The following is a 19,334-nucleotide window of genomic DNA, read 5'->3' as shown; positions in this document are numbered from 1 at the left end:
GAGGAGGTCCGCGATGACGGACGTCGCCGAGGTGGCCTGCCCAGAGTTCGTCGCCACCTGGGTGCGCTCCGGACAGTGGCTCAGCCTCGGCGTCCCGGTGCCCGACTCGGTGCTCGCCGCCGCGCAGCTACCAGGACTCCACCAGGTCCATGTCGATCTGGCCGCGATTGGGCTCGTCGCGGACGCCCTGCGCACTCAGCCGCAGTCCGTCATCGAACGGATGGTCTACGTACCGCAGGTTCTCGAACCTGGTCCGGAGGCCGCGGTCGGCCACGCCGACCAGCTCGGCCTGCCGGTGCTCGTGCAGGCCCCGGATTCGCTGACCCTGAGCGGACCGCGGGTGGTGCCGTTCGAGGCGTTCGGCGAGACCGTGGCCGTCCTCGTCTATCCCGCCGAACGCCTGACCGGGACGGTGCCCGCCCACGACGTCACCGGCCAGGAGGTCACCGGGACAACCGCCGACCGGTTGACGGGACGACGCTTCGTCGTCGACCTGCCGGTCGAGCCGGTGAATCCGCTGGCCCGGGACGGTCTTGACCTGGAGGCGACACAGGAGTTGACCCGGCGCGGTCTCGGTGACGGCGACACCGATTCGGACAGTGCCGCCGTCGTCGAAGCGGACGAGGTGCCGTCCGCACCCTGGTACATCGAGCACGGTGCGACCGGCGCGATGATCATCCAGGCGGCCGGTTACCGGAACCCGGCCGAGATTGCGGACCAGGTCGTGGATGCGCTTCCCGACCGGGTGCCGAACGAGGCCACCGAGGTCGAGTCGCACCACCTGCGCGAGGCGGTACGAGCACGATTGGCCGACCTTCTCGGCATCGACGGCCACGCCGAGGCTCCGCTGCCGGCGACCTCGGACCAGCAAGCCGCCGCGCGACTCGTCGAGCTGTCCTCCGCCGCGGCCAACACCGAGCGGTGGGACAACCTGCTGCGGGAGGGGTGGACGGGGGTCATCGACGGACGGCTGGTCTGGATCAAACCGCGGCTGCACGACGCCAAACCGGTGCCAACCACCCCGACGCACGACAAGACGTACGACGTGTCGTTCGGCTCGACCGCCGCCAGCGTCAGCGGAGAGACGCCCGCCTCTCGCGCGTTGAGCATCGGCTCGGATCTGCTGCTGCGCCTGCCCCGCAAGTTTCAGCTCATGACCATCGGGCTGCCATTCGACGTCGAGAGCTCCACCTCGGACGCCAGCACCTCCTCGTACCGGGTCATCTCCGGTCGGAAGATCTTCTTCAGCGGCGGGCCCAGCTACGCGAGCGGGCTGGCCGTCGACGTGTTCGTCGACGGGAGGCGATGGGGCGAGACCCACCAGCTCGGCTCCGACGACGGAATGCTCGTCGTGAAGTTCCCGGAGCAGTACGTCGGTCGGGACCAGCGGCCCCGACCCGGCCCGGTGGTCGAGGCGGACGGCACCCTGACGCCGGGACCGGAGACGGCGCGGGAGGTGCTCACCGCGATCGACTACACCCCGGCGGTCGCGCGACTGCACCAACAGTTGCGCGACGGCGGGTTGCCGGCACACAGCGCGGCGACTGTGGCACAGCGGGTGGGCCAGCGACTCCTCAACGAACGCACCTCGCGGGGCCGGAGCCGCTGGCTGCTCGGCGGCGGGGACATGACCGAACGGCTGACGGTGCCGATCGGCACGGGACGGAGCTTCGAGGGCTACGCCGTCGTCGAGTTGGTCGTGCGTCGGTTGCAGCGGATCGGCGACACCGAGGGAGTGGCGATCCGCGACGACCTCGGCGTGGTGCGGGATGACTCCCGGCACCAGAGCGGGTCGTACACCCTGAGCTTCGCCCCCCGACTGATGCCGTCCGGCTTGACCGCGAGCGCGAGCGGCAACGACCGGGGTGGAATCGGGCCGGTCCTCTCGGCCGGCTGGGGCAAGAGCACCGCGCAGGCCGTCGGCGATGCGGCGATGAACCACACCGTCCTCGTCCGCTCGGCGGAACAGGCCCGCTACGCGGCCGACGTCTCGGTCAACGTGAAGCTGGAGTCGACCACCCACCGGATTCCGTGGTTCGCGACAGCGGTCAAGGCCGAGTTCGGAGTTCCGACGGCCGAGGCCGAGGCGTTCGAGCGGCGCCACCATGGTGCTCCACTGCCCGCCGAGGTCGGCTGGTACGGGACGCTCGTCCCGCCCGTGTCACGCCCGACCGAGGTGACCGCCGCCGAAGTCGCGGAGCGACTGGGCCCGCCCCGGGTGGATGCGCCGCAGGTCCGCGAGCCGTACCGGCCGGAGACGGCGGCCCCCCGGGAGCCGCTGATCATGGCGGCCCGCCGGGGCGACGGACCGGGCACGACCATCGGCCTGCCCGGCGGGGACCGGGTCGCCACCCACGTGCTGGAGGCGTTGGGTGTCGCTCTGGGCAGCGGCCGCGGTCCGACGGCCGGAAGCGACGAGTGGGCCGAGGCGCGGCGGCTCGTCGCCGTGCGGTACGGGCTGCCGGCGCTCGAAGGCGACCCGGCGCGAGTGCGGGCGGGAATCCACACCACCTTCAGCATCGGCGGCCGGCAGTACCAGGTGCTGGTCACCGCCCACACGCGGGAGTGGCTGGGCAGCAGCACCTACCCGATGTCGGTCAACAACCGGGCCATGTCAACGGCGTCGACGAGCGGCAGCGTCACCAGCGATCAGGGGCTGCACGCCGGTATCTCCGCCAATGCCGTCTTCGGGTACGACGGCAAGCTCCGGGGGCAGTTGAGCGGACTGAGCGCCGACGGCACGTACGCGCGGAGCACCGAGCGCGGCGGCGCCCGGGCGGTGAAGAGCTACCGACGTACGGAGACCACCGGCGACGTGGTCCAGCACGACTACCTGCTGGCGTACGAGATCACGGTGCGACCGGACGACGGTCCACCTACCCGGGTGGTGGTCGACGGACCGGACGTCCAGCAGCAGGTGGTCGTACCCGTCGAGCACCTGCCCGAGATCACTCCGACCATGGCGCAGGTCGACCAGGTCGGGGTCCAGGTCGCCCTGCACGGCGCCGGCCCGTTGCCCGCGCTGCCGGAGGAGATGGTGCCGTTCGACCGCGAGGGCGTCGCCGGGGTGTACCCGCGCTTCGCGGAACTGCACGAGCTGCCGGCGGTGGTGGCACGTCTCTACGGTCAGGTGCACGGCAAGCCGGCGACCTGGTTCGGCGATCCGTCGAACTGGCCCGCCGAACTGTGGGCGCGTGACCTCGCCGTGCCGACCGAACTCAGCGCCAACCTCGCCAATCTGATCGACGGAGAGCAGCGGTGGACCGTTCCTCTCGGCGCGCACGGGGACGTGACCGCCGTCGCGGAGATCTCGGCCACCGTGCACCAGGTCAGCCACCTCTCGTCGAGCGAGCGGGTGGAGATCGAACAGTACGCGCAGGCGGCTTCGCAGTTCGATGTCACCGAAGAGGCGGGTGGACAGGCCTCGCTCGGTGCCGGCGGCGGGGTGCTCTACTCCGACTCGCTTGGCGACACGACGGATTCCACGATCGCCTCGAACAGTGGCGGGGGCACCCTGGTCGTACACGGCTCCGTGCATCAGGACGCCTCGGCCGCGAGTGGCGTGGGCAGCATCGACATCACCCGGGCCACCTACAAACAACTCGTGCACAGCTACCGGGCCGGTCTCGTCCGCTTCAATGTGAAGCTGACCGGCTGGCGCTCGTCGGGTCCGCCGATCGTCCGTCAAGCAACAGTCGACCTGCACAACGGCCTGGAGTTCCAGGTACCGAACCGGCTGGCTCACGACCTCGGCCTACCCGAGGCGGTCGCGGTCCAACCGCCGACGCCGCCTCGCGACGAGCTGGACCCTCAGCTGGGTCGGGCCGCCAGCCACGTCGAGAAGCTGCGTGCCGAACGACCACCGTTGCAGTTCATCCTCGACACGCTTGTCGAGCGAGGTGTGCTGCCCGCGCCGGGTCAGAGTGCCCCCAAGCCCCTGAGCACGGCACTGAGCAGGACGTTCTCGCTGTCCGCCCTGGAGAGCCAGGCGTTCGAGCTGTTCGGCGGGGGCATCCAGGAGTCGTTCGTCGTCCCCGGAACACTGCTCGGCACCGGCTACCTCTCCGTGCGGGTCAAGGCCAGCCTCGGTGCCGTCACGTCCGAGCGGTCCCGGCCCGAGGTGGACCTCACACTCCGCACCCAGGCGCTCGATTCTGCGCAGGAGAGCGCTTCCTCCGGTTGGTCGGCCGAAGTCAATCTCGCGGGCCGTGGCCGCGGTACCGCCGGCGAGAACAGGGGCATCGGGGGTGGCGGCCTCCGGTTCGACTACGGGCACGGCGCGTCGCAGGAGCAGGGTGCGGAACACACCACCAAGAACATCTTCCGGTACGGCACAACAGGGGCGCACGAGCTCAACAACCGCGTCCACTTCACCGTCGAGATGCGTTACTCGTTCCGGATGCCGCTGAAGCTCCAGGTGCTCGGTAACGCCGTACGGTCGGCTCTGCTGCCTCTGGCGTCGGGCTTCCCGGCCCTCCGCGAGATCATCGATCCGCAGCGCAACGTGTGGGAGCTCACCACACCGCTGCCGGATGCCGGGTCGGTCCGTCGGCTGCTGCCCGCGTACCTGACCGGACCCGCCGGCCGCGCCGGCCAGCAGTGGGAACCGCTGCTCGCCGCCCCGGACGCCGGCGACACGGGACTCAACGACCTGGTCGCGGCCGACCCCACCTTCATTCCGATCGCCCTGCCGATCACCGAGCAGTTCGGCCACGACCTCATTCACGCGCTGGAGCCGGGCGGATCGGGTACGGACCTGTCGGCCAAGGTCGGGCCGACGAACAGCGTGGGGCAGTTCGTGTACCGCCACCTGTTGGCGCTCACCGGATTCACCCTCGGGGACGCCCTGGTCGATCCGGAGCGGTTCGTGTCGGAGCCGAACCTGCGTCCGCGCGTGCAGCAACTGCTGGACCACCGGTACCGGGTGCCCGGTACCGACGTGCGTGTCGGCGTCGTGCTGAACGAGGTGGCGCAGTTGCTCGACGAGGACGGCATACCCGTGCGCGCCACGGTGAAGGCCCGCCGGTACACGCAGAACGAGACCAAGCCGGTGGCGTCGACCAGCTTCACCAGCGGCTGGGAGGCGGGGTTGAGCGCGGACGGGGCTACCTATCCGGCAGCGAAGGCCAAATCCGCCGGCGCACGTGTCGCCGGTAAGGCGGGCCGCAGCTCGGCCGGCACGTTCGCCGAGAACCTGACCGAAGTGGTGGAGCGCAACACGGAGAGCCGCGCTCCGCACGCGCTCTACCGCTACGGGCTGACGTTCTTGGTGCACCTGCCGGACGGGCGGATGGTCTCCGTGCGATCGCCCGAGAGCCTGTACGGACAGAGCCAGCGGATGCCCGAGAAGCTGCTCACCGACGGCGATCCGCGCCGGGAGTCGCTCGCCCTCAACGGTCGAGCGCTCACCCGGGCTCGGCTGTCGTCGATCACGAACCGCGTGGTCGAGTCGGTCGGGGGCAGCCAGGACGAGTTGGCGTTGCTCGGCGCCCTGGCCGGCGCGCTCTACCCGGCGGGCGTACGATCCCTGCCCGGCCCACGGCACCTGCTCACCGGTATGCGTCCCGCCGTGGACGACTTCCGGACCATCGAGCACTGGAGCCGACCCCCGTCGTGGGAGGCGGTGGAGGAGGCCCTTCGACGGTCGGGACCGGGCAGCACGGCACTCGTCCTCGCTCCGGGAGTCGACGGGCGGCTTCGGAGCCTGGCCGTCCACCGCACCTCGGACGAGCGCAACGTCTGGATCACTCCCCGGGCCGCTGAGGAGGCGCGTCTCGTCACCGACGACGGCCGGTCGAGCGTCGTCGGGGAGTTGGGAAACCCGGTGGAGTCGAGGATTCTGCTCGTCGATCCCGGTGGCGGGACGATCGAGAATCGCCAATTCGTCCTGCCGCCCGCCGCCGCCTCGAAGCCGGCGCGGAGCGGGCGCGAATCCCTTCCTGCCGCCCCTTCCGTCGACATGCACGGACGGGGGCCGGTCGTCGGCCAGGCTGGCGGCGGTCACGTAACCAACGTCCAGGGTGAGCCCGATACGCGGCAGACGAAAGGACCCGTCCTGTGGAACGAGGCGGTCGTGGCGCAGGAGCCCGGCCTGCTCGACGTCGTACCCGGTCCGGACCACTGGCCGGTGTCCTGGGGGCACAATCTGTCCAGCTACCTCCGCAGGCTGCGCGCCCCCTCGGTCGAGAACGACGTACCGGCCGATCGGGGCAGCGGAGCCGCCCGGCGGACCATCCAGTGGATGCGCGACATGGTCAACGCGGCGACCACCGACGGCGCGCTGACGACTTTGCTCGGTGAACAGCCGGGCACCGGTCCGCGCGGACTGACCGTCGAGGTCGAGATCGGCCTGCGGCCGGTGCCCGCCGACGAGACGGCGCAGGCGCGTGAGATCCGGGAGGCGAGGGAGGCGGACCTCGGCGGCTGGCTGACGGCGCAGGTGTACCGGAACCTCAACGTCGGGCTGACCAGGTGGGCGCAGCGGGAGGGCAAGAAACGGGTTCTGCCGCAGGTCCGGGTACGGCACTCGGTGGTACGTACCGCGTCCGTGGACTTCGTCCGCCTGCGGGGCCTTCCCCACGAGCCGGTATCGGGCGAACCCCACCGGTTGACCGGGCCGTGGGCCAACATCCTGCCAGGACGCGCCATCGACGTTGCCCTGGACGCCTCCTCGCGGCACCCGACCAAGCAGGCGGTGCCGGCGATCGACGCGCTGGCCCGGGAGGTCGCCGACCAGGCTGTGCTCCGGCACCTGATCGTCCACGAGTTCTTCGGCAAGCAGATCGTCAAGCTGGCCCCGAAGGAGACGACCGGTCCGTACGTCGAACTGGCGGCCACGTACGACGAGGTCAACGTCGGCCCGGACGACATGGAGGAGGCCATTCTCTACGTGGCCGGCCCGTTCGACCGGAGCCTCCTCGCGGCGATCGACGCGCGCATCGCGGAACTGACGGGTAACGACGCCGATCCGGAGCAGGTCCAGGAGATCTTCTCCCGCGTGGGGGTCCAGCACGAGATATATCCGGTGTCCGACGGCTCCGCGCCGGCCGTGCAACTCGGCTACGTCATCCCGCCCGCACCGCCGACAAGGGTCGACGATCTCGCCGGGCCGGGGCTGGACTACCTGAGCCGATGGCGTCTGAGCCCGCTCTCCTCGGGGGAGGACGGGTGGTGGCGTGCATCCGACCCGATGTCGGACGTGGACGGCGTCGTGGCGGCGCTGCCGGGATCGGCCTTCCGGACGGTGGCCGGGGAGATCCGGGACATCGGTGAGCGATCCGGCCGTCCGGGGCTGTTCAGCCTGTTCGGCACGCACGTCAAATATGACGTGGCACGGGTCGAGGTCCAGGAGGGCACGGATTCCGCACCGCGTTTCCTGCGGGTCTTCCACCTCAGGATCCACCTCGTCGCCGAGGAGGACGTGACCGCCTCGGACATCGAGGCGTACGCGGCGCACGCGCGGGCCGCCGTCCGACAGGAAATCAACGGACGCTTCCGCCTGCCCGGCGGGGACCAGTTCCACCTGGACGTACGGTTCACCGACGACGCAAAGGACGCCCACCACGTCATCAGGGTGCCGGAGAGCGGCGCTATGGGCTCCAGCACCTGGCCCCGGCGTGTCCTGCGTGAGCCTGTCCAGAGGGTCCGGGACTCGGTCCTGCACGAGATGCTGCACCTGCTGGGGTTGCCGGACGAGTACGTGGCCAGCGGAGGCCCAGACAGCAACTCGTCGGTCCTGCGCAGCGCCAAGCGTGACACCAACGATCCTCGGGGGCCGCGTCGTCCCGACCTGCCTCCCGCATTGATGCAGGATGTCCGGCGCGCGGGCGGGGACCACATCATCGCGCCGCGCTATCTCTGGGAGATCGCGTTCGTCCAGGAGAGTCACGCCACCGCGCCGGACACCATCGTACGCCGCGGCGGCGGGACCATCGACGTCGCTGCGCCCGCTCCGGCGCCCCTGCTGGAGCGGATGTTCGCCGAGCACCCAGCCGTCACCACCGGCAGGTTGGCCGACAACCTTCGGTACGAGCACGACGTCACCGCAGCCCTGCTGGCCTCGAACCCGGATCGGGTCGTTGGTTACACCTACGTGAAGCTTCCCACCACGGTGGCTGAGCGTCTCGTCGCGGGTGAACGGTTCCCACTGCGTGGGCAGAGCAACGGCATCGAGTTGCAGGACATCGAGGATGGTCACACGGTGGTGGTCGTCCACTCGACCAGCCTGTTGCTGCACAGCCCCGAGGGAGAGTTGAGGTTCGTCCTTCCCACTCCGGACGCGCCGCTCGTCCTGCGCCAATCCTGGCCGAACGGCGGTGGCTACTTCGAACAGGAGCAGCCGTCCGAGCCCGAGGCGGAGCAGGTCGCCGGGGTGGTGGTCGGCCTGTCGGACGTGGTGGAGCCGGCGGTTCCCGAGTGGTCGGCGATGCGCCGTCCTCCGACCGGACAGCGGGTGCTGCGTAAACCGGAACCCACTGTGGCGCGGCCGCGTGGCGGGGTTCCTCGGCACGTACCGGACCGTCGGATGGACCAGCCGACGCTCACGTCGCTGACCCCGACGCGCCGGCGGCGGCCGGTCCCCGACCGGGTGACACCGTCCAGCGAGTTGTCCCAGGACCCGGTGGCGGTGTTCCGACGGGTCGCGGCCCTGCCCAGGAGCGTGCGGAACGAGTACCGAACGTGGGCGGACGAGGTCGTCGAGGCCCGCAAGCTCACCGGAGCGGTCGCGGCGCTCACCCCCGTGCGCCGCGCCGAACTCGCCGATCGGGTGCTCGACCTGCTGCGTAACAACGACCATCGGCAGCAGTACGAGGCGGAACAGGTGGCCGGTGACTTCGTCGACCGGTTCCTGCGCGACGGGCCGCCGCCCCTGCCCACACCCCTGTTCGGCCGTGATCTCGAAGCCGAGTTCGTCCTCGCTCCCGGTGCCACTGACCTCTCCTGGCCCGATCACGCCGAGCTGGACGCCTTCGTCAGATCGGTCGTGGCCGAGACGTCGCGGCGCGTCGAGGACGGACTGCCGCCGCTTCGCCTCCGTGCCGCCGTGGGGCCGGGCCGTGCGCCCGGGTTCATCGACCGCCTCGCGGAACGGGTACCCGGGCTGGATCGCGGGCGGGGCCGACGCACGGCGGAGGCCCGTTCCACCCGGTTGACCGAGACGCTGACGGAACTCCTGGCGGCGCACGACCAGACGAAGAATGGCGTGGCCTTCACATCGGACGCCGTCCGTCTGGTCACCACGGCGTCCCGCGATCGGGGCCGGAGCCACGACTGGGTCCGGGTCTGGGTGGGTGCGCCGGCCGGCGAGCAGGAACCAGGCCTGGTTGCCGCACCTGCGGAGCAGTTGTCCTCCGCTGGTCCGAGCCAGTTGGCGCCGGCGACGATTCCCGACGGGGATGCCGCGACGCTGGGAACGGGCGACAGCCATGCGATGCAGGCGTACCGGGAGTTTCGGGCGCACGGTCTGCCCCGGTTGTCGGCCGGCGGGGTCGCGGCGCCCGTCGCGGACGAACTCGCCTGGACGGTCGGGCCCGGGGCGCTCCGAGGCCCGGCGGCGGCCGTGCTCGAACGGGCGGGACTCCGTGCCCTGGTGCCCGCCAACGACGGCTACCTCGCGGCCGTCACCGCCACCCTCACGCACCGTCGCCTGCCGGGCGGTGCCGAACTCGCCGAGCAGCCTCCTGAGATGTTCCACCTGGCCATGGCCGGGATGCTGGAGGCGGAACTGTCGGGTGCCGACGCCCTCGGCCGCCGACTCGGCCTGGACACCGCGAATGACACCGCGCGCCAACAGGTGGTCGACTGGATCGCCGAGGGCCTGCCACCGAGCCGGGTGCCCGAGGCGGTCCGTACCGCCCTGCGACTGGAGGACTCGGCGTCGGGGCGGACCCGGGCGATGGTCACGCTCATGTCCCACCTGGTCGAGCGTCCGATCGACGTGCTTCTTCCCGACGGCGGGGTGCACCGGACCGGTGACCCGGACCCGGCTCGGGATGCCCTGCTGCTGGTCGTGACCGAGGACGGTCAACTCCTGGCGACCGTACCCCGTGCGGCGGTGCCGGCCCTGGTGCCGGCCGGAGCTGACCGCATCGTGGTGGCGACCGAGTTCGGCACCGAGGGCAGCATGCCGAGCGACGTCGCGACGTTCGACGGGTTGCACCTGTTCCTGCGGCACCTCGTCGATGCCGAGGACCTGCCCCTGCCGGCGTCCGAGCACCTCGCCGCGTCGCTGCCCGGCGCGCTGCACGGCGAGGCCGACCCCGTCGGGGACGGCCTCGCCGAGGCGCTGCGCGAGGTACGCGCCGCAGCGGTCGACCGCGCCGTAGGGGCCACCGCCGACCCGGCCGAACTGACAGTGCTGCCACCGGGCGCGACGTCGGTCAACCGGCTCACCGATTTCCAGATCGCCGCGCTCGAAGAGGCGCGCCTCGGTGCGGTCTGGACGCGGCCCGGTCCGGACTCCCTCTTCGAGGCCCTGCGCCTGTCGGCCCGCCACGGCACGCAGCGGATATCGGGTCTCGCCGCGTTGCCCGCGCCGGCACTGCGGCACAACATCGCCGCGTTGCTGCTCGCGGATCTGGCGGCTTCGGGGGGTGTCGCCGCCCCGCTGCTCGCCCTCGGACCGGAGACGCTGGCGGCGAACCGGGAGCCGGTGCTGCGCTGGATCTCGCGGCTCGCCACTCCCGGAGCGCCCCTGCCCCGGCAGACGCCGCGACGGATCGCCCAGGTGCTCGCGCAGATGTTCGCCGTGCGGGTGGACCTGATCCATCCCACCCACGTCGAATCCGTCCCGGCAACGGAGTCCGTCGACCCGACCGACGCGCCACCGATGCGTCTGCTGGTGACCGCCGACGGTCACGTGATGCCTGCCGTGCCGGTGGCCGACCGGTACGACGCGATCCGCCGCCCCGCCGACGTCACCGGCACCCTCCCCGACGCCACCGAGACGGGTGAGTCGCGGGCGGCCGAGGGTGAATCACGACCGGTTCGGGCACCCGAGCCGGGCTCGATCGTGCACACGATCGGCATACCGCACCAGACCCTGCCGCACCTCGACGAGGCGGTCGCGAACATCATCGCGGCGGCACACGTCAGGGGCGTGACGATGTCGCCGAACGAGCAGGCGATGCTGCCCTCCCGGCTGCTCGCCAACTACCGGGAACTCGTCGGGGATGGCCACCTCGTCCAGGTCGGCCCGGTCGAGATGCTGGTCCGGATCGAACCCACCGACGCCACTCTCGCCCCGAACCCCGCCGACCGACGCTACGCGGTCGACGACGTCGACGACTGGGACGCCGAGGGCGGCGCGCACCTGACCGACCCGGAGGCCAGGAAGAAGCTCTTCCACGCCACCCAGGCGACCAGCAGTGGCTTCAACACGGGCGGAGCTTCCCTGTCGAACTCGGGTCAGGCCGGCGCGTTGCGTGGCGCGGTCGGCCTCGGCGTCGGAGTCGGTCTTGGGTCGGGCGTACTCGAGGTCGCGCGGGCCGGGGTCACGATCTCCGGTACGGCCAACCGGATCGACCGTACGACGGTGGGCGCGCAGGACGCCGAGTCCGGCCGGGTCCAGGACGACCGGATCGACTCGACGCTGGTGTCGTACACGCCGAACTGGTCGGTGCGGACGCGTCCCGACGACTCGACGGCGTGGGCCGATCTGCCGACCACCTGGTCGAGTGCCGCTGAGCACCCGGACGGGCAGGAGCGCCTTGAGGTCTGGGTCCCCGATCACTACCTGCAACAGGGAGAGGCGCAGGTCCAGGCCATGCGGCCGACCGACGAGGGGCTCGGCGCCGAGTTCGCCCGTCTGAGCAGGCAGATCCCGGACACGTACTTCGCGACCGGGCTGACCGGCCTGCCGGAACTGTACGACCGGATCGTCGCCGAGCTACGGACCAACGGGCTGTCGCTCGACTCGGACGGCCCGGAGCGCCGCGAGCTGCGTCAGGCGCTGTGGAAGTTGAGCTTCAACCTCGACACGGCGATCAATAACCGAGAGTCCGCAGCGGTGACCGACGACGAGGAGGCGCGGCGACGGCGGGTCCAGGCGAACCCGGGCGGTTACCCGATCACCCTGCACGACCGGGCCGGTCACGCCGTCGCCGTGGTGGTCGTCCAGACCGAGCGGGATGCCGACGCCGCCATCACCCGGGTCGGGGCCACCAGCGACAAGTCACACATCGAGCGGGTCAGCACCGCCATCGGCGCGCACAGCGGAAGCTTCGGGCTGACCAACGAGAGCGACGTACGGGTCAGCGGAGAACTGAACTTCATGCCTCTGCCCGGTCTGGTGCTGGGGCCGAGCATCGGTGTCGGCTGGACCTGGAGCAACCGTGACTCGGTCAGCGGCGGCCACACCGGAATCTGGGTGCACGTGTCGCGGTACGCCGGCCGCACCGCCGGCTACCGGGTGGGCCTGCGGCACAAGGCGGTCGTGCACGTCGTGAACAGGGCCAGGAGCGCGGCCACGACCACCGCCGACGTACGCGGCGAGGCGCTGCTCCGACTCCCGGAGCCGGCGGCGTTCACGCACGGCTTCCCGGTGGACGCCGCCGCGCTCCGTCAGCTCCCGCAGGCGGGAGTGGCGACCGTCGCGTACGCCCCGGGCCTGGTCAAGGACGGGAGCACGCCGGCGAGCGAACTCCAGGACGTGGTCCTGCCCCGCCACGTCGCCCAGGGGCGGGGCATCGGCATGGGTCTCGCGACGGTAGACGACAACGTCGCGGAGGAGCTTCGAGGGGAGGTGCTGTCGGAGCTGGCCCGGACCGGGTACGTCCCGCCGCGCCGGTTCCCGTTCGCCACGCAACCGACGCTAGGCACGAACGCCCACATCGGCAGCGACAGTCGCCTGGCGAACCTGTCGCTGATCGACAAGTTCGTCTCCACCAACGCCTTCTCCGCCTTCTACGACCAGCTCCACCAGGACGGTCTCTCCTTCACTCTGCGTGGCGACCCGCGTGGACACCGACGACACGCGGCGCGGGTGACGATCAGGGCGGTTCAGGATCCGGAGGAGCTGAAGAGGACGGACGAACGGGGCAACTCGACGCTGCTGCAGCGCCGGACCGGCGAGTACCACCTGGTGAACCTCGCTATCGGGAGTAGTTCCGGGTCGTACACCGCCGGTGGTCGACGGGGCTTGGCCCTGGGCTCCCGATTCGGCGCCGGCGTGAAGCTGATGCAGACCTGGGGTGTGGCGGCCGAGTACAGCTATGCGAAGGGCGCGACGCAGACCGCGGGCCAGACTCTCAGCGAGCCGCAGTTGCTGGAGTACCCGGGGGACGTGGACGAGTTCCGTCTACCGAGCCGCTATCAGGTGACCGTCGACTACGAGTACAAGCCGCGTCAGCAGTCCTCGACCTGGCAGAGCGGCCCGGTCGACGGTGCGGCGGCCGTGCTGCTCGTGCCCTCGATCAACACTCGGCTCGACGACCAGGAGCCCATGACCCACCCCACCGATGTGAGCGTGATGGACCAGGCGGTGATCTATTACGCGGACACCCACGGGCTGCTGGACGCGGCACGTCGGCTTCAGCCCGACCTCAGCGGCCCCGGGCAGCCGGGGGACGAGGAACTTTCGATCTTCACGGGCACGGCCGCCGTGCGCTCGTACTTCAAGGAGATCCTGCACGACGAGTATCAGACCGAGAACCTCTTCCGCTCCGGCCTTGTCCGGCACAAGCAGGGCAGCCTCGGCGTGCACGGCGCGCTCGGTGCCAGCGAGTTCGTCGGCGCCACCAGCGACCAGTTCACCGCCGGCCTGATCAAGCTGTACCTGTCCCAGGCGTCACACGGACACAGCAGTGGCCACGGCATCAAGTTCTCGGTGGATCATCGGACCCGGGTGGGGACCACCGCCGCCAACCTCTCCGCGGTCCAGAGTCAGCCTTCGGTCTGGGTCCGGTACGGCACCAACAGGTCGGGGTCGTCGTCCCGCACGGGCGGTGTGGAGATCCTCGACCTGGACTTCCACAACATGTACGCCTTCCTCGCCCCGGTCGACTTCATCGTCACCGGAACGTACGAGGCGCACGCGAAGCTGCTGCCCACGTCGGTGCGCCGGCCGCCGTCGGAGTCCGTCGACGGTCGCCAGATGATCTATCTGCTGCCCGAGAACGAGGCGCTGAAGCGGTACGGCGCGGGGGCCGTACCGATCAGCCACACGCAACTCCTGAACGCGTTGCGCCGCTGGGAGGACGGGGACGGGGACAGCGAAAAGAAGCTGGAACTCCACCACCGGGACGTCCGGGCCGTCATCGAGCGGATGGAGCGGGAGGCGCGAGCGTGGCCGGACTACCCGCACCACCAGGAGCTGAAGAAGCTGCGGACGCACCTGATCGATCGCGGCCACGACGCACTCAGTTCGCGCCTGGCCGCCCTCGGCTTCGACAGCATCGCCGAGTTGACCATCCCGGACTACCTGCTCCCGAACGGGCCGACCTCGCTGGGCCACAGCGGCGTCCACTCCCTGACGTTCCGCAGGTCGGCGGAGAAGAGCGTGCGGCCTTTCGACATCGTCCACGAGGCGATCGAGGCCGCCGTCCCGGGCCTCGTGGGGGCGCGCCGATCCCAGTGGACCCCGAACGCGGCGGACCGCGGACCGATGGAGGTGTGGTGGCGGCGTCTCGTCGGCGAGAAGCCCGTCATCGGGCGTCTCGTCGGTGGCCTCGACTACCTGGAGACCATGTTCGCGGGCACGCGCCTCAAGTCGATGAGCGACGACCTGATGCAGGGCGTCCAGTTCTACCTGGTCAACAAGGTGGCGGGCGCACTCACCGAGGTCGTCGAAGTCAAGCTGCGTTTGACACTGGCCACGCCCCCGCAGATCTTCGACTTCGTCCCCAAAACCGGCATCGAGAGGTACGGCCACGCGTACAACGCGCAGAGTTCGGGCACGTCGGTGGGACTCTCCGGTGTGCTGTCACCGCTTCAGCCGGCCTTCGCCGGTGCCGAGGACACCGCGAACACCAGCGGCGGCCTCGGATTCGGCGTCTCCGGCGGACGGCAGACCGGCATCGTCCAGACCCACCAGAGCACCCAGGAACAGACCGTCTACGACTGGGTGGCGCACTACCTGGCCCGCGCTGACGTCTCCCTGAGCGTCGAGGTCAACCGGCTCGACATGCCGAACCGGCCGCTGTCCAACCTGCTCCTACGCGGTGCCCGGCCCTTCACCGGGCAGTCGGCGCCGCTGCGGCGCGAGCACCAGGGCGAACTGGTGCTGAAACTGCCGCACAGCGTCGCCGAGGCGCGCCGGCTGTCCCGCCTGTTCGACAAGTCCGACCTGCGTGCGCTCCCGAAACTGCCGCAGGGCACGTACATCCACAGCGTGTTCCTGGCCGATGCCCTGGCCGCCGGCTGGGGTCTGCTCGGCCGCATGTTCGGCCCCGAGGCGAACGACGTGACATTCCGGTCGTCCGTCACGCTGCCGGCGCTCCTCTCGCCGGGCCACCTCAGCAACTTCCTGCACCAGGCGGTCGCCGGTCAGCGACACACCCTCACCGACGACATGTTCCTGCCCGGTCACTCCAGTACCCGCGCCAGCCTGCACCTCGTCGGCGACCTGCACCACATCGAGGTGCTGTTCCAACTCGACGGCAGCGGCACCGGACGGTATGCGAAGGACCAGGCGGGTACGACCGCGACCGCGAGCAGGAGCCACCTGCGCGTAGAGCTGTCGACGAGCGTCAACCAGAACCAGGCGGTGAGTGTCAACGACACCGCCCAACCGAATGCGCCGTGGGGAACACACACCGGGACGGCCGAGCCCAAGTTCGCCCGGGTCGCTCCCCGGGGTGACGGCAGCGGGCAGACCGTGAACTACCGGACCGAACAGCACGTCAAGCAACAGGGCCGGTTGTACCTGGTGCGCATGCGGTTCAAGGGCCGGCTGGAGGCGGAACGCTTCGAGCAGGGGGATCCGTCCCGGTCGAGTGGCAGCTTCGTGAGCGACCGGTTCACCGGGCCGGTGTACGCCAAGCTGTTCGAGCACGAGATCGCCGATTTCCAGGCACGCCTGAAAGCCGTTCCGCTGTCGGAGCCGGCGACCGAGCCGGATCGGTGGCCCCGACCCGACGACCACACGCCACGCCACGACCTCGACCAGCTCGCCAGCGTGCCGGGTCGGGCCGGTCACGACCAGCTCACCGTCGCCGAGCACATCTCCAACCACATCCGGGACCACGCCCGTACCAACCAGATCGTGGTGTCGTCCTCGGCGGCCCGTCGCGCCTACCACCGCCTCCTTATCGTCGAGGAGTGGGCGGTCAGGCACCTCGGCGAGGCCGACCCGGAGGCTGTCCACCTTCGCCGGGACGTCGCGGGCCGCTACGACCTGATGTGGAAGATCAACGAGAGCGAACCGACGCCCGCCTTCGTCGACGAGCTGCGGACACGTACCGCCAGGTTGATCGAGTTGGTCCGGGAGCGGGAACCCACGCTCGTACCGCCCGTCGGACTCACGGCGGACACCTACGATCCGCTCCTCACCGCCCGGCTCATCGCGCACAACCTGCGTCGCTACGTGCACCTCGACCTGACCGAGGCCGACGGCACGGTGACCTCCCGGCGCATCGACCCCGCCGGCCACCTCGCGTCCGACACCGACCATCCGCCACCGGATCTCGTCCGGAGCGGCGTACCCGACACCCTCGTCACACCGGAGCCGCGCGTGCCATCGCCGGTCCTGGACGCCCGGCCGACGCCCGCCGAACCGCTGACCGACCCCGTGGTGCTGCCGCCGGGCAGCAGGGCGGAACTCGATGCGGGCCAGCTCTACTGGGTCGGGCCGCAACCCAGCGCGGCTCGCGGCGGAAGAATCCGCTCGGCGGCTGCGGAGGTGGACGGTCCGGTCGTCCATCTGGGCAGCGCCAGGCCGGGCCTGAAGCCGCTGGACGCGGACGTACGCGATGTCGGGCGTCTGGTGCAGCAGTTGGCTCTGCGCAAAGAGCAACCCGTCGTGGTGACCACGGCCCAGCTGACGCCTGCGCTGAGGACCATGGCACAGACGTACGGCTTCAGCTTCGTGCACCTCATTCCCAGGTCGGGCGCTATGTCGGGCGGTCTGGCGGCGCTGCCGTCTGCCGTCCTGTCGCAACAGTCCGCGCTGGGCCCGGTCTGGCAGGTCGTCGGCGGCAACGGTGACGTCGAGGAACAGGGCGAGTCGTTGCGGGCTTCGGTCCTGCTCCGGGCTCATGAGTTGGCCAGGCCGAACGGTGACTCGACCAGCCGGGCCGTGGGCAAGCTCCTGCTCGCACCGACCAGGAACGCGAAGCTGGATGTGATCACTGCGTTCCGCGACGAGTTGGCTGGTCAGCGTGCTCGTGACGACCTGCGGAAGATCGTCGAGCAGGTGGACGGCGACCCCTGGTTCCGGAAGTTCACGCCGCTGCTGGGGGAGCTCGGTGGGTCGGGCAGGGCCGAGTTCGTGCTCGACTTCCAGGAGCTGACGAGCCCGGTGGAGCGCAACAGCCTGCTGATCGGCGACGTGGGCCGCGGGATTGACGTCGGCCTGCGCGTCGGCCTCATCCAGGACTCGGGTCATCAGGTCGCCGGCGCGGCCACCGCTCTCCGGGCGGTGGACCTCATGTTCGCCGACGGGCTGCCGGCTGCTCTCGACTGGGTGCGGAAGAACTCGGCTGAACTGCGTAACGACGCGAAGCAGCACTGGGTGGACGCGATCAGCGGCGTCGCCGCCGGGCATGAGCGCCGGGCCGCCGACTTCCTGGCACTGGCCGAGGAGGTGTACAACTGCTGACCGGCCGGCGTCGGTAACCGCCCGCTCGCGCAGGGCGAATTCAGTGGATGTCAAGACGATCTGTTTATGTTCGTCCGGCGATCTACAGGAGAGTCCGTATGACAACAATCGCTGTCGTCGCCGCCGGATCAGTGGTGCGGCAGGGCGTCTGTCGTCTGCTCGCCGAGGCGTCGTCGAGGTTCACGCCGTGTGGCTTCGCGTCCCTGGCGGAGATGCCTGCCGAACTGGCTCCGGACGTGGTGGTGATCGACTGGCCGACCCGCGCCGTCGACGCGCTCGTCCGCACGCTGCCGACCACCTCTCGTGCCGTGCTGCTCTGCGACCCAAACGACCCGCCGGATCTCGGTCGGGCGATAGCCGCCGGCGCGCGAGGTTTCCTGACCCGTGACACGGAGGTGGACGACCTGCTTCTCGCCGTGGAGGCCGCACGGCACGGCGGGATACACCTGGCCGCCGACATGCTGGGCATCTTGACCGGGGACGCCGAGCGCCGCCATCTCGCGCTGGGCGAACGAGAGATCGAGTTGCTGCACTGGGTGACGAGGGGTTTGACCAACGAGCAGATCGGCGGACGGATGAGCCTCACGAAGTCCACCGTCACCTCGTACGTCAGGCAGGTACGGAGCAAGTTGAACGCGGCCAACAAGACCGACCTGACGCGACGGGCGATCGAACTCGGCTACGTCGTACCCCGCTGACCGGGAGATGCTGCCCTGAACCACGCGAAGGAGCACGTGTGAGCACCCTCGACGTGGCGGTGGTGTCCCCGTCCGATGTCGCCCGGGCCGGGCTGGTCCGGTTGGTGTCCAACCTGCCGGGTCTGGAGGTGAGCCTCGAACTCGCCTCGGTCGCGCGGCTTCTCGCCCTCCCGACCGGCCCGCCTCTGGCCATCGTCGACATCACGGGGCTGCGGCGCGCGTCCGTACACGGCCATCTCTGGTCGGTGCTGCCGCGGCGGACCCGGGTGGTGCTGGTGTGCCGGCCGGACGTGCGGCTGTCGTTGCCGGACGCGCTCCGTGCCGGAGTCCGCGCGATGATCCTCGCCGACGACGCCGAGCGGGATCTGCGGACGGCCACCGACACCGCCGTCCTGGACAGCGTCTACATCAGTCCCGGACTGGTCGAGGCCGTGTGTGGGCCCCTCAGTTCCGACCCGGTTCGTCTGGCCGAGCGGGAGATCAAGGTACTGCGGCTGGTCGCCAGCGGGCTGAGCAACGTGATGATCGGTGAGGAGATGGGCGTGACCGAGTCGACCGTCGGCACGTACCTGAAGCGCATCCGAACGAAGTTGAACGCCGCCAACAAGGCCGAGCTCACCCGTCGGGCGATCGAACTGGGTTACGTGTCACCGCATCGGTAGGACCGGCAATGGTAGAGCGGGCCCGGCAACAGCCGGACCCGCTCTGTGCTGTGGGTGGTGTCAGCGTTGGAGGGTGAGCAGGCCGGGGCGGTACGGCAGCAGGCCGTAGTCGACGCCGTCGGATGAGGGCGATCGGCCCTGGTAGAGGAGTTGGAGGTTGCAGGGGTCGACGGTGAAGGTCTGGTCGGCGCTGGTGCGGATCAGCTCGCCGTGGCTGAT

General features: G+C 70.4%; 4 protein-coding genes. 3 read left to right on the top strand and 1 reads right to left on the bottom strand.

Annotation, left to right across the window (positions count from 1 at the left end):
- Nucleotides 1-13 precede the first annotated feature (13 nt).
- The 3 genes from ACGFH9_RS25475 (at nucleotide 14) to ACGFH9_RS25465 (ending at nucleotide 19,115) form a co-directional block, all read left to right on the top strand.
- Entirely contained in the window at nucleotides 14-17,755 is a 17,742-nt protein-coding gene (locus ACGFH9_RS25475; RefSeq protein ID WP_393223791.1) for a hypothetical protein, read from the top strand.
- A gap of 98 nt (nucleotides 17,756-17,853) precedes the next feature.
- Entirely contained in the window at nucleotides 17,854-18,453 is a 600-nt protein-coding gene (locus tag ACGFH9_RS25470) for a LuxR C-terminal-related transcriptional regulator (protein ID WP_393223788.1), read from the top strand.
- Between the two features lie 38 nt (nucleotides 18,454-18,491).
- On the top strand, nucleotides 18,492-19,115 hold the full coding sequence (locus ACGFH9_RS25465) for a response regulator transcription factor (RefSeq protein ID WP_393223785.1): 624 nt from the start codon (nucleotides 18,492-18,494) through the stop codon (nucleotides 19,113-19,115).
- Between the two features lie 60 nt (nucleotides 19,116-19,175).
- Here the strand turns inward: ACGFH9_RS25465 and ACGFH9_RS25460 are convergent.
- Nucleotides 19,176-19,334 (bottom strand): non-reducing end alpha-L-arabinofuranosidase family hydrolase (locus tag ACGFH9_RS25460; protein ID WP_393223911.1); only part of this gene is annotated, 159 nt, incomplete at its 5' end.

Source organism: Micromonospora sp. NPDC049102, assembly GCF_043197485.1.
GTDB lineage: Bacteria > Actinomycetota > Actinomycetes > Mycobacteriales > Micromonosporaceae > Micromonospora.
Note: the sequence above shows the minus strand (reverse complement) of the source record. Positions and strands in the feature narration are given on the sequence as shown.

Bases quoted from the DNA above. Each gene is read 5' to 3' on its own strand.
- ACGFH9_RS25470 (WP_393223788.1), top strand. From the start codon at position 17,854: ATGACAACAATCGCTGTCGTCGCCGCCGGATCAGTGGTGCGGCAGGGC.
- ACGFH9_RS25475 (WP_393223791.1), top strand. From the start codon at position 14: ATGACGGACGTCGCCGAGGTGGCCTGCCCAGAGTTCGTCGCCACCTGG.